The organism is Hirschia litorea (assembly GCF_042665075.1).
Lineage (GTDB): Bacteria > Pseudomonadota > Alphaproteobacteria > Caulobacterales > Hyphomonadaceae > Hirschia > Hirschia litorea.
The window spans coordinates 444,789-456,533 of record NZ_JBHTBR010000005.1; the positions used below are offsets into that span (position 1 = coordinate 444,789).

At 47.1% G+C, this 11,745-nt stretch carries 13 protein-coding genes; 6 read left to right on the forward strand and 7 right to left on the reverse strand.

All coding sequences use genetic code 11. The features are described from left to right. Positions 1-16 precede the first annotated feature (16 nt). The 3 genes from ACFQS8_RS10825 to ahcY form a co-directional block, all read right to left on the reverse strand. Positions 17-2,473 (reverse strand): sensor histidine kinase, encoded by a 2,457-nt coding sequence (locus ACFQS8_RS10825; RefSeq protein WP_382167349.1) that lies wholly within the window; start codon positions 2,471-2,473, stop codon positions 17-19. A gap of 208 nt (positions 2,474-2,681) precedes the next feature. Further along, a complete protein-coding gene (locus ACFQS8_RS10830) occupies positions 2,682-2,975 on the reverse strand; it encodes a hypothetical protein (protein WP_382167350.1) in 294 nt (97 codons plus the stop codon). A gap of 287 nt (positions 2,976-3,262) precedes the next feature. Further along, positions 3,263-4,660, reverse strand: coding sequence for an adenosylhomocysteinase (gene ahcY, locus ACFQS8_RS10835; protein WP_382167351.1), 1,398 nt, complete (start codon positions 4,658-4,660; stop codon positions 3,263-3,265). Between the two features lie 245 nt (positions 4,661-4,905). Between ahcY and ACFQS8_RS10840 the strand changes: the two genes are divergently transcribed. Further along, positions 4,906-5,619: a hypothetical protein gene (locus ACFQS8_RS10840; protein ID WP_382167352.1), complete on the forward strand. Its 714-nt coding sequence runs from the start codon at positions 4,906-4,908 to the stop codon at positions 5,617-5,619. Positions 5,620-5,657: 38 nt separating this feature from the next. Here ACFQS8_RS10840 and ACFQS8_RS10845 read toward each other — a convergent pair whose 3' ends face one another. The 4 genes from ACFQS8_RS10845 to ACFQS8_RS10860 form a co-directional block, all read right to left on the reverse strand. Further along, complete coding sequence (locus ACFQS8_RS10845) at positions 5,658-5,936, reverse strand: HPr family phosphocarrier protein (protein ID WP_382167353.1); 279 nt, start codon at positions 5,934-5,936, stop codon at positions 5,658-5,660. Continuing rightward, the gene (locus tag ACFQS8_RS10850; RefSeq protein WP_382167354.1) at positions 5,933-6,337 is read right to left on the reverse strand and encodes a PTS sugar transporter subunit IIA; all 405 of its coding nucleotides are present in this window, start codon (positions 6,335-6,337) and stop codon (positions 5,933-5,935) included. Before ACFQS8_RS10850 ends, ACFQS8_RS10845 begins: the two co-directional genes overlap by 4 nt. Positions 6,338-6,415: 78 nt before the next feature. Continuing rightward, positions 6,416-8,041, reverse strand: a complete 1,626-nt coding sequence (locus tag ACFQS8_RS10855) for a stimulus-sensing domain-containing protein (RefSeq protein ID WP_382167355.1) — start codon at positions 8,039-8,041, stop codon at positions 6,416-6,418. Positions 8,042-8,122: 81 nt separating this feature from the next. Continuing rightward, positions 8,123-8,815: a response regulator transcription factor gene (locus ACFQS8_RS10860; RefSeq protein ID WP_382167356.1), complete on the reverse strand. Its 693-nt coding sequence runs from the start codon at positions 8,813-8,815 to the stop codon at positions 8,123-8,125. 336 nt (positions 8,816-9,151) lie between these two features. Between ACFQS8_RS10860 and ACFQS8_RS10865 the strand changes: the two genes are divergently transcribed. The 5 genes from ACFQS8_RS10865 (at position 9,152) to ACFQS8_RS10885 (ending at position 11,360) form a co-directional block, all read left to right on the forward strand. Next, positions 9,152-9,796 (forward strand): TetR/AcrR family transcriptional regulator, encoded by a 645-nt coding sequence (locus ACFQS8_RS10865; RefSeq protein WP_382167357.1) that lies wholly within the window; start codon positions 9,152-9,154, stop codon positions 9,794-9,796. After that, positions 9,793-10,275 (forward strand): SRPBCC family protein, encoded by a 483-nt coding sequence (locus tag ACFQS8_RS10870; RefSeq protein ID WP_382167358.1) that lies wholly within the window; start codon positions 9,793-9,795, stop codon positions 10,273-10,275. The genes ACFQS8_RS10865 and ACFQS8_RS10870 overlap by 4 nt, the downstream gene beginning before the upstream one ends. 12 nt (positions 10,276-10,287) lie before the next feature. Beyond that, positions 10,288-10,641, forward strand: coding sequence for a DUF1428 domain-containing protein (locus ACFQS8_RS10875; RefSeq protein ID WP_382167359.1), 354 nt, complete (start codon positions 10,288-10,290; stop codon positions 10,639-10,641). A gap of 34 nt (positions 10,642-10,675) precedes the next feature. Beyond that, entirely contained in the window at positions 10,676-10,885 is a 210-nt protein-coding gene (locus ACFQS8_RS10880) for a DUF4287 domain-containing protein (RefSeq protein ID WP_382167360.1), read from the forward strand. A gap of 196 nt (positions 10,886-11,081) precedes the next feature. Continuing rightward, positions 11,082-11,360: a hypothetical protein gene (locus ACFQS8_RS10885; RefSeq protein WP_382167361.1), complete on the forward strand. Its 279-nt coding sequence runs from the start codon at positions 11,082-11,084 to the stop codon at positions 11,358-11,360. The last annotated feature ends 385 nt before the right edge of the window (positions 11,361-11,745 follow it).

The following is an 11,745-nucleotide window of genomic DNA, read 5'->3' on the forward strand; positions in this document are numbered from 1 at the left end:
ATGTTATTTCAACGCCCTATTGAGCAGCAACATTTGTGCTCACTAATTCCAATGTTGGCGGCATATTCTTAGGCGACGCTACTTCAGGCAAGCAACAAATCACTGTCGCACCCTTGTTCGGCTTTGATTTGATAGCGACCCAGCCACCATGTAGTTCCACAAAAGAACGCACCAAGGCCAAGCCTAAACCAGCACCGCGATTATCTCCGCTTGTAAACGCATCGAATGCTTCGGTCTGTTGATCATACGCCAGACCTTTACCTGTATCCGTGACCTGCAAACGTATAACGCCCTCAGCCTTTTCAGCTTTCACACGTATTGTATCACCCGGAGCTGTAAAGCGCAGCGCATTCGTCAGCAGGTTAAACAAAATCTGCTTAATCCGGCGCTCATCCGCATGCATACCGCCAATAGATGCTGGACAATCAACCTTGATCGAAACTTTAGTATCGGCAGCATTCGCCACAACCATTTCTACGCTTTGATCAATCAGTGTTTTCAGGTCTAGGTCTTTAAGGTCTAGATCCATACGTCCTGCTTCAATTGTTGCAAGATCAAGGATATTTTCGATCAAACGAGACAAGTGATCTGAGGCTTGCAGAATAGAAGAGACATGCTCTTTCTGATGCTCATTCAGCGTGCCCTGTTTTCCAGAATCAAGGAATTCAGCATAGCCCAAAATTGTCGTTAGCGGTGACCGCAACTGATAGGATACGTTCTGCACAAACTCTGTCTTGAGACGGTCAGCCGCTTGGAAAGCCTCTGCACGTTCACGTAAAGCACCTTCAACACGGCGCGCAGCCGTCACATCCACAAACGCGATCAATGTCGCACCATCGGGCAAAGGTTGCGTCAGGAAGGTCACTATCGACCCATCAGAGCGCTTCATCTCACCACGAAATTGCTGGCGCGCTTCTGGCGTTGGGTTTGTCACACGCCCTTTAATTGCAGACCAGACAGATTTATCATGGAAAAGCGGACTACAAAGATCAGCCACGACATCAAAGTCAGGCGTGTTCTTCAATAGTTTTGGATCAAGCTGCCATAGCTCCTCAAATGAGGCATTGCGCAGTTTCAAACTGCCATCACTGCCATACACAGCAACAGCTTCATTCAATTTATCCAATGTCGCTTTTTGCTGGTTGATCAGCGCGTTGTAATTCGCTTTGAGCGTCAATTCGTCTGAAATATCTTTAAACAGCAATAGAATGCCGCCTAGAGGGTGTTTCTGACGTGTCACTTGCAATGTACGCCCGTCAGGCAACATCCACATATTTTCATCAATTGAACGACGGTTTCCGCCTGTATCATAGGCCAGCTCTTTAGCGCGCCAATCTGCATATTTCTGTTGTGCAGGTAAAAGCTTGCTCTCGCGCAAACGGTCAAGAAACTCTCCATGAGATGGCTTCTCTAAAAGAAATCTTGGTGCCAAATCCCACAATTCTTCAAAATGCTTGTTGTGGAAGGTCAATTTACGGTCCGCACCAAAAATCGCCACCGCATCAGAGACGTGGTTCAGTGTATCATCATGCGCACGTTGGTGACGGTCCAATGTCTCGCGGGCTGTTTCCTCATCGGAAACATCAAAAGCCATACCCGCCACACCACCGGAAAGCGGGAACATCAATACACGCATAGCGCGGCGTTCACCATCAATCACAATATAACGTGTTTTGCGCGACTCTGCCTTGTCGTTTAAAACCGCTTGCGCTTGCGCAGAAATTTCCTGATCCAACATGATCTGACGATCCAGAACGTGATCTAGGTTTTTTCCTTCAACCGCTTTTAGATATGCATCATTCACCCATTGCAAACGTCCAGCGCCAGATAGACGCCACGCAATGAATGGGGCCTTGCCCAACATTTCAAGAAACGCAGTCGGGTCACGTGCAATAATTTGACGCGCTTCTTCCAAACGTCCCCGCGCCCCTGATTCTTCAAGTCCTTTAATCGTCGAATCAGAAACCCAAAGCACAGCACGACCACCTGCTGTTCGTCCGTCAGCTTCAAGGAAGCGACCATTGGGACCGATAATCGTTAGCGAGAAAGGTGCGCCTTCTGTGCGAAGCTGCATCAAACGCTCACGCAGGGTCGCATCTCGCCCTGCCCCATCACGTGCCTCTAAATCACCCAGACCTTCAAGCAAACGCACCGCAGGGTCTGCCGACATGGAGTCATCGGTAAAGTTAAGCACTGCTGCCAAAGCGACGTGTGAGCCGTAAACCCCTGGTTTTCCCCAAGATCCTTCGAGTATCTCATCTTCTTCCCAAACAAGCACAACACCTGGATGCGCCCCGAAAACACTGTCTGAACGGGCAAGTTTTTCTTCAAGCTCGCGCGCGCGTTCACGATATTTCTTAGCGGCACCCCGTGCCCCATCTGAAATGCGTAGCGCCCATAGTAATGCAGCGATGGCAATTCCTGCCGCGCCAAATACCATAGCCGAGAAAACTTGGAACATACCGTTTTCCATGTGACACTCGCTCTTTGCTTGTTAACCAAACCCAACATAACCCTAATAAAGGATTATTCCACCCTCCGGAATGGCGTATTTTGGCTTAATACACCGTTAATGGATATGAACAAAATACTGTACGCGCAGCTTATAAAATTATTTCATCGCGCGCGGGAGACAATTGGCACAAAGTTCAGCGTCGAAACCAAACTGATTTTCACCCGGACTAATCTTCGTCCTTGTTTAAATTTATAGCTTCAATGTCATCTATTGCTTCATCAAGAAATGCATTCAATTCTTCAAAATCAGCAGCCGTGGGAAGATTAGCGATATAAGCATAAGCAATGGCAGATGCAGACAACAAAATAGGTATAAAAAACGAGATTTGCATATCGGCCGGTATGAGAAGACCAACGCCCCACCCTACGCTATAGACAATTGCCACCAATATAAGCTGCACGCTCCACGTTCCTAAAACACCTATGGCATTCTGCAGCAACAAGGGACGGGAACGATGCATATAGAGTAGAAAAATCCCTGAAAATATTGGGATAGTCCACAAGGAATGTCCACTCAGTCCGGCTAAAAGGACACCCCCATATAACAATATCATTGCGATATAAAATTTGGTCATTGGCACCAACTAAAATCAATCCGAGAAGAAAAAACGAAACTAAATAGTGGTCTTGCTCTACCCTAACATACCTTTCGCCAATTTCGCAGAAGCAATGCGCAGCCCCCAAAAAACAAAAACCAACCCCGCATTTGCAGGATTGGTTTTTATCGCTTTAAATTATGACACTAGCCCTAGTAGCGGTAGTGCTCTGGCTTGTAAGGACCTTCAGGTTTCACACCGATGTAATCTGCTTGGTCTTTTGAAAGTTGAGTAAGCTTCACACCAATTTTTTCTAGGTGTAGGCGAGCAACTTTCTCATCAAGGTGTTTTGGCAAAATGTACACTTCGTTTTTGTACTGGTCGCCTTTCGTCCACAACTCAATTTGAGCAAGCACTTGGTTTGTGAAAGATGCAGACATCACGAATGATGGGTGCCCTGTCGCATTACCAAGGTTCAACAAACGTCCTTGAGACAAGAGGATCATACGGTTACCAGATGGCATTTCGTACATATCAACTTGGTCTTTAATGTTTGTCATTTTCAAGTTTTTAAGTGCAGCAACCTGAATTTCATTGTCGAAGTGACCAATGTTACCCACAATCGCCATGTCTTTCATTTCGCGCATGTGTTCGATGCGGATAATGTCTTTGTTACCTGTTGTTGTAACGAAGATATCAGCAGACGATACAGCATCTTCCAAAGTCGTGACTTCAAACCCATCCATAGCCGCTTGAAGCGCACAAATTGGGTCGATTTCAGTAACTTTAACGCGTGCACCAGCACCTTGTAGAGATGCTGCAGAACCTTTACCCACATCACCATAGCCACACACAACAGCTGTTTTACCAGCCATCATTGTGTCAGTTGCGCGGCGGATACCGTCCACAAGTGATTCTTTACAACCGTATTTGTTGTCGAATTTGGATTTAGTCACACTGTCATTCACGTTGATTGCTGGGAAAGGCAGCAGGCCTTTTTCCATCAATTCATACAGACGGTGCACACCTGTTGTTGTTTCTTCAGAAACACCTTTGATCGCATCACGTTGTTTCGTGAACCAACCAGGAGACGCAGCCAAACGCTTTTTAACTTGTGCGAAAACGGCTTCTTCTTCTTCCGTTTGCGGGTTTTCAAGAAGCTCAGTTTCACCCGCTTCAACACGTGCGCCAAGAAGAACATACAAAGTCGCGTCGCCACCATCATCAAGGATCATGTTGGCAGTACCTTCTTTAAAGAAGAAAATACGGTCCTGATAATCCCAGTGCTCTTCAAGTGTTTGGCCTTTAACAGCAAACACAGGAATTTCAGCAGCAGCCATCGCCGCAGCAGCGTGGTTCTGAGTTGAGTAAATGTTACATGAAGCCCAACGGATTTCTGCGCCAAGTGCAGTCAATGTTTCCATTAGAACGGCAGTTTGAATTGTCATGTGCAAAGAACCAGCGATACGCGCGCCTTTAAGCGGCTGTGCATCTTTGAATTCTTCACGAATAGCCATCAATCCTGGCATTTCGGTTTCAGCGATGTCCAATTCCTTGCGTCCATATTCTGCAAGAGAAATATCTTTGACCAAATAATCTGTGAAAGCCATGCGTGCTTTTCCTAAGTGTCTTTGTCGATCCGCCTTAATTGCACTTTTAAAAAAGCAATCAAACAAGATCGAGTGTGTTGTGATGCTCATGCCTATACCAGCAACGACAAAAAATCGCAAATGATATAAAGATTTCTTTATATGCTTAAGTCATCTATTTGGACTGAAGTTTTATTTTAGGTCTTTTAATTGCCTCAATCCATGCCAACATTGTAGAGTAGAAAGTCAGTTCGCTTGGAGAACACATGAAAACTGTATCTAAAACTGCTTTATTCACTGCTAGTCTAGCAGCGCTCTCTACACTCATGTTGGACAGCACTCGCATGGCAGTTGCGCAAGCGGCACCTGACGCGCCCCTACAAGATCAAGTCCTCCAGACTGAACCAGACCGTATTGCGCCACCAGAAACCGTTGAAACGGCACAAGCTGAAACGCAAGATACAAATGACACAATCGAAGCACCTGACCCCCCACCTCCTGAGGCTAGCACTGGTTCAGTAGAGCTTATTCCTCAGCGTGTTGTGGGGCGTGGCCGTGATTTGCGCGGCATTCGCATTGCCAAACCAGCCGCTCTTTTATTTGCCAGTTTTGATGATGATCACTCTTTAAGCGTCACCATTGCAGAGATAGAAGCTAATGCTGAAGCAGCTTTTGCACGCGCAGATACAAGTAAAAACGGCACATTATCTATCTTTGAACAACAAGATTGGGCTGAAGCCGTTGGCTCTCATGATGGTCCTCTCGCAAATGCTGTGACCTTCGACACAAATATCGACCGCCAAGTGACTCTGGAAGAATTTAAAGCTGGGCTCATCCGTCTTGCAAATTCCTATATGACATCCGACGAGACAGAAATCCAGTTTGCAAGCATGCTGATCAACCCAAACGGCAAAGCTCAAAAGGGCAGCAAAGACAGCCACCCCTTACGAGATGAAGAGCAGCCTAAAAGCCACAATTAGCGCTTAATTTTCAATGATATTAAAAGCAGGAGAGCGGTTTATTCGCTTTCTCCAAAACGGTTTTCGATAAGTTCGACAATCGCATCCAAAGCTATTTCAGCATCTTCACCCTTGGAATGCACCTCAACAACACACCCCTTATACGCTGTCAACATCAGCAAATCCATGACTGCAATTCCAGAGGCTTCCTCCCCCTCATGCGTCACTTTAATTTGGGCTTTATGTTTAAGGGCTTCTTTTGCAAGCGCTGCAGATGCTCGCGCATGTAGGCCCTTCTTATTGCAAATCGTTACGGATTTTGTGAGCGTTTCTGTCATGCTGTTTTTTGAAGAACCACTGATGCAATAGAGATATATTTTCGGCCAGCATCCTGAACCGCCAGCGCCACCTCATCCATAGGACGATCTTTGCGCACTTCGGCAACCTTAATCAACATCGGCAAATTCACGCCGGCAATGACTTCAACCTTAGACTGTGCCATAACAGATATTGCCAAATTAGACGGCGTTCCACCAAACATGTCGGTGAAAATTATGACACCTTTGCCAGAATTACACGTCTCTGCCATATCAATTATTTCTTGACGCCGCGCTTCCATGTCATCATCTGCATCAATACAAATGGCCTCAAATGCTTCTTGAGCCCCGAAGACATGTTCTGTCGCAGCTACAAACTCTTTAGCTAGCCCACCATGGGTCACAACGACCACACCAATCATCCGGTAATCTCCAAAATTCTTATCGAACGGAAATTGGACGACTGAATCTACGCGGGGTCAAGGTGAAAATGTATTCAATTAGCCAAACACAGGCAAACGAACCACAAACTGTGCCCCCAATACCTCACCCTTTTCGTCAGATGCATGGCTGCTACGGCGATTTTGCACATATACTTCGCCATGATGGGTTTCAACAATCTGTTTCACTATCGATAGTCCGAGTCCTGAATTGTTTCCAAACTGCGTTCCTTTGGGGCGATCTGAATAGAAACGGTCAAAAATCGTCAGCAATTTGTCTTCAGGAACGCCCGGCCCATTGTCATCAAATACTAATGAGACAGCGTCAGCTTCGCGGGTTGCGGTAATTGTCACCTCACCGTCAGGCGGTGAAAACGAGCGCGCATTTTCAACTAGGTTTCGAATAACTTGCGCTATTGGACCTTCTCGTCCCTTTACAACCAAGTCACCCAGAAACGTATCCGTTCTCAATTTGACATGCGGCTGACCATCCTTGCGTGTATCTTTCCAGATAGAGACAAGGTCATCTAGCAAGCGCTGCAAATCCACTTGAGTTGCTTTTTCTCGCGCAATCTCAGCTTCCAATCGCGATGCATTAGAAATATCCGTGATCAAACGATCCAACCGCACCACATCGCGCGCAATAACATTACGCATTTTCTCTCGCACGACTGGATCATTCACCGCTTGAGATGTTTCCACAGCCGAACGAATAGATGTAAGCGGGTTTTTCAACTCATGCGCCACGTCCGCCGCAAAGCGTTCATTCAGCTCAATCCGGTCATGCAAGGCATCTGTCATGCCTTGGAGTGCCTTCGCCAAATCACCGATTTCATCTTTGCGATTGGTAATCCCAGGAAAGTCCAAACGCTGCGATTGACCCGAACGCACACGATCTGCCGCAATCGACAAACGGCGCAATGGACGCGCAATACCCGCCGTAAGCAAAAATGACGTCACCAAGGACATCAACACAGCTACAGAAATAATCGGTGTGAGCGCTGCGCGTTCTGCATGGATAATATCTTCAATATCACTCGCTTCAACAGTCAACACACCTACAACCGCAGACACATGTTGCACCGGAACAGACACTGAAATGAGCCTTTGCCCGCGTTCGGAAAAACGTTGCGCGGCAGCATTCTTGCCCGACAAAGCAATTGATAACTCTTCTTCTAATGTGCGCGCTGCATTTATATTCGTGTCTCCACCAAGGTGGCCCACCATGCCCGACACACTGCTGGAAATCCCAACGGCCCATTTATCTAGCAAACTTGGTTGCTTTAATTCGGGCAATTCCGCTGTAGTGATAAATTCGCCCAGCAAAAAGCTATCGGCGATAAGCTCCATATTGGATGAATACAGCCGCACCCGCGTATTGGCCGGCACCTGCAGTCGTTTCAACAATGCCCGCGAAAGCGCCTCATTCAAAGAGGGGCGCGGCGTACCTGATGTCGCTGTTAGAGAGAGAACGGACTCATATGTAAGAGCTTGAGATTCCAACGATTCAGTGCGTGCCTGCACCAAACCCGCACGGATTTCGTTCACAAAAAGCGCGCCTGCAATCAGGATCATCAACCCCGCCAGATTGGACGCAAGAATAAGCCGCGCAATCCGCGACCGAACAAGCGAACGTCCGGTGCGCAGGATAGACTGCAAGAGATTTCCTCTTTCAACTATCTCCATGATTGCACATCCTCAACTTCACAAGCGCTTTGTTCTGCGCCTCCCCTTCTAACGAGAGGCACAAAGTCAAATGTTGAAGATTTAAGCTTCTTTATAACGATACCCAACGCCATATAGCGTCTCAATCGAATCGAATTCTTCGTCTTGGTCGCGGAATTTCTTACGCAAACGCTTGATGTGACTGTCTATCGTGCGATCATCCACATACACTTGGTCATCATAAGCTGCATCCATCAATTGATCGCGGCTCTTCACATACCCCGGACGGGAAGACAGCGCTTGAAGGATCAAAAACTCCGTCACAGTAAGACGCACAACCTCACCCTTCCATGCACACGCATGGCGGTTAGGGTCCAGCGTCAGTGATCCGCGAACGATAGGTTTCTTATCACCCTCTTCCACAACGCCGGCACCACGCGAACGGCGCAATACTGCTTTCACGCGCTCAGACAGCAGGCGCATAGAACATGGCTTACGAATAAAATCATCCGCTCCAATGTTAAAGCCAACCACTTCGTCAATCTCATCATCCTTAGATGTCAAGAAAATCGCAGGCAGGTTAGATGTCTGACGCAAACGGCGCAGCAATTCCATACCATCCATTTTTGGCATTTTCACATCAAGGATAGCCAATTCCGGTGGGTTCTCCGCCAAACCCTGAAGCGCAGATTCGCCATCATGGTAAGCGCGGACATTATAACCCTCTGCTTCAAAGAACAGTTTCAGGCTTTCAACAATGTTTTCGTCGTCATCGACCAATGCGATGGTTGTCATGGGTGTCCCCTTATTTTTGACTGCTTTTCCGAGTCAAAATGCAAATCAGTTTCACATACTATAACGCATGCTTCAATTGGGCCAAGTCCTGACGCATATAAGGTTTTATTTAGGCGATTTGAGACAGAGTGCGGCGAGTTCTCGCGAAGTGCGTATTTTTTATTAATCCCCCCCTTCTCAGAACAAATCTGGTCCGCATTCCACACAAGCGCCAATTATGGTTCGTCTCCTATTCCAACTCGAGCCAATTCCCATTTCTCAAATTTTTAACTTACAAATTCCTATTCTCCAAATAATGCCTCCTTGACACATACCAACCAGTCGGTATTATTTGGTATGAGCACGAAAACACAAGCAAAGCCCGAACGCAAAAGCGCAAAAACACGCCTACTGGAAGCCGCCATGCAGATTATTCGACAAAACGGATATACCGCCACTTCAGTGGAAGATCTCTGCCGCGCAGCAGATGTTTCTAAAGGAGCGTTCTTTCATCACTTTTCAAGCAAAGAAGAACTTGGCGTCGCAGCGGCCCAGTTTTGGGGTGAGACAACAGGCGCTTTTTTCCAGTCCGCCCCGTATCACCAACACGCAGACCCACTCGAACGTGTGCTTGGCTATATCGATTTTCGTAAAGCTATAATTGATGGAGATATCGCTCAATTTACTTGCCTGGTCGGCACGATGACACAGGAAGTTTATGGCTCTCACCCAGAAATTCGTGATGCGTGTGCCGATAGTATTTTCAATCATGCAAACACACTCATTCCCGACATAGAAGCCGCAATGCAAGCGCGCCACCTTACCAATACCAACTGGACAGCTCAAAGCCTTGCCAACCACACCCAAGCCGTCCTGCAGGGTGCTTTCATTCTCGCGAAAGCCAAAAATGATAAAGCAGTTGCGTTAGAAAGCGTGGATCACCTCAAACATTATATTGAATTCTTGTTCAACTACCCTTCAACAATGGAGTATGCAGTATGAATGTGCCTTCCAAATACGTGCTCAGCATCACCCGCACGATAAAGGCTCCACGTCCAATCGTCTGGCGCTGCTGGACAGAACCAGAATTGCTCAAGCAGTGGTTCTGCCCCAAACCGTGGAGCGTTCCTGAAGCTGATATAGACGTAAAGGCAGGCGGCCGCATGAATATCGTCATGGCAGGGCCAAATGGCGAGCGCATGGAAAATATCGGCTCATATCTTGAAGTTGCTCCCCTGCAGCGCCTTGTCTTCACCGACGCCTATAGCGAAGGCTTCATGCCACGTCCCACTTCTTTCATGACAGGCATCGTTGAGCTTTCTGATGACGGGCAAGACCAGACCAAAATGATCTGGAGCGCCCGACACTCCAATGAGGATGATGTAAAAAAACATCTAGAGATGGGCTTTGAAGCCGGCTGGAATGCCGCTGCCGATCAACTCAATACACTCGCCCAATCCCCCGATTTTCACAATCAATAGGAAGATAACATTATGTCATACATCGACGGAATGGTCGCCGCAGTTCCAACTGCGAATAAAGACGCCTATATCGCACACGCCAGCAAAGCAGCTGTTATATTCAAAAAACACGGCGCATTATCAGTTGTAGACTGCTGGGGGGATGATGTCCCTGAAGGTAAAATCAATTCCTTCCACACTGCCGTTGATCGCAAGGAAGATGAAACCATCGTCTTTTCTTGGATTTCATGGCCAGACAAAGCCACACACGACACTGGCATGCAAAATGCTATGATTGAAATGACAGAGACCATGAGCGATATGCCTATGCCCTTTGATGGCAAACGCATGATTTTTGGTAGTTTTGATGTAATTTCAGAGACTTAAAATCACTCTTTTTCATACATTAAACGAGTTTGTCATGTCTGAAACAAAAACATTACCTCCAAAAGGTCCGGCGTCCTATTTCCCGTCGATTGAGAGAAAATACGGTCGTCCTATCAATGAATGGATAGCCATTATCCAAACCATGCCAGATAAAAAGCATATGGAAATCGTCACCTTCTTAAAAGAGCATCATCAGATCGGGCATGGACATGCCAATGCTCTTGTTGCTCATACACTCGCTTAAACAAAGCAAACTTGAAAAAACGCATTCTCTAGCAATCAAAGCAAAAACGCCCAATGGGAACCTTCCACATGCTCCACACGTTCTTTACGCATAAGACGGGTTTGGCCCTGTGGCTTTTGCTTAACCTAGCCAAACTCCAAGCGTAGGACGTGCGACCCCAAATAGCATGCGCCTCCTGCATGAAAGGAGACATGGAATGTTGATTATAGATGCACGCGAACGCCCCTATGTTGAGATTAATGAAGATGATGATGTCGTCATCGTGCTCAAATCCAAGCACCCACTTAGCGAAGACACGTTCGGCACCGCCGCCTTTAAGCTCTCCCCACATAATGGCTTAATGCTTGCCAAGGCCCTGCAAACCAAAATTGCAAAAGTTGTCTTGAGTGATCGTAGCGACATCTCTGAAACCCCTGACTCCACAAGTGCTAAAATCTGCAAACTTGATCAGGAAGAAGAAAGCTCAAAACCCTAAAAAAACAGGGATATCCCAAAACTTATCCCCCTTCTTCCAACTCCGCCTATATTGACGCCATCACACCTCACAGGGGCGGTTCGCGATCAAACGTGCTGAGGGTGAATGGGTTTATCCCATGCGAGGCGCGCCAATTGGCAGCCAACACCGCTGGTATCTCGTGTTTGGATCGGGACCAGCATAGACTACCCGCCAGTTTCGGCTGGCACATATGCCAATTGAGCGCCTCGCGCCCCAACTTGGACGACATAGGATAAAACTGCACAGGATCATGCCTGGTGCAGTTATTTTTGTACCTTTTTTCAAATTTTTAAAGTCAACCACACACAAAAAAGGGCACGCAGATATTGCATGCCCCGTTTAAAATCAACGGCGAAAAACGCTG

What these genes read in the sequence shown, in the direction of transcription:
- ACFQS8_RS10875 (WP_382167359.1), top strand. Translation starts at nt 10,288, where the DNA reads ATGTCATACATCGACGGAATGGTCGCCGCAGTTCCAACTGCGAATAAA.
- ACFQS8_RS10870 (WP_382167358.1), top strand. Translation starts at nt 9,793, where the DNA reads ATGAATGTGCCTTCCAAATACGTGCTCAGCATCACCCGCACGATAAAG.
- ACFQS8_RS10880 (WP_382167360.1), top strand. Translation starts at nt 10,676, where the DNA reads ATGTCTGAAACAAAAACATTACCTCCAAAAGGTCCGGCGTCCTATTTC.
- ACFQS8_RS10850 (WP_382167354.1), bottom strand. Translation starts at nt 6,337, where the DNA reads ATGATTGGTGTGGTCGTTGTGACCCATGGTGGGCTAGCTAAAGAGTTT.
- ACFQS8_RS10830 (WP_382167350.1), bottom strand. Translation starts at nt 2,975, where the DNA reads ATGCATCGTTCCCGTCCCTTGTTGCTGCAGAATGCCATAGGTGTTTTA.
- ACFQS8_RS10845 (WP_382167353.1), bottom strand. Translation starts at nt 5,936, where the DNA reads ATGACAGAAACGCTCACAAAATCCGTAACGATTTGCAATAAGAAGGGC.
- ACFQS8_RS10865 (WP_382167357.1), top strand. Translation starts at nt 9,152, where the DNA reads ATGAGCACGAAAACACAAGCAAAGCCCGAACGCAAAAGCGCAAAAACA.
- ACFQS8_RS10885 (WP_382167361.1), top strand. Translation starts at nt 11,082, where the DNA reads ATGTTGATTATAGATGCACGCGAACGCCCCTATGTTGAGATTAATGAA.
- ahcY (WP_382167351.1), bottom strand. Translation starts at nt 4,660, where the DNA reads ATGGCTTTCACAGATTATTTGGTCAAAGATATTTCTCTTGCAGAATAT.
- ACFQS8_RS10840 (WP_382167352.1), top strand. Translation starts at nt 4,906, where the DNA reads ATGAAAACTGTATCTAAAACTGCTTTATTCACTGCTAGTCTAGCAGCG.
- ACFQS8_RS10855 (WP_382167355.1), bottom strand. Translation starts at nt 8,041, where the DNA reads ATGGAGATAGTTGAAAGAGGAAATCTCTTGCAGTCTATCCTGCGCACC.
- ACFQS8_RS10825 (WP_382167349.1), bottom strand. Translation starts at nt 2,473, where the DNA reads ATGGAAAACGGTATGTTCCAAGTTTTCTCGGCTATGGTATTTGGCGCG.
- ACFQS8_RS10860 (WP_382167356.1), bottom strand. Translation starts at nt 8,815, where the DNA reads ATGACAACCATCGCATTGGTCGATGACGACGAAAACATTGTTGAAAGC.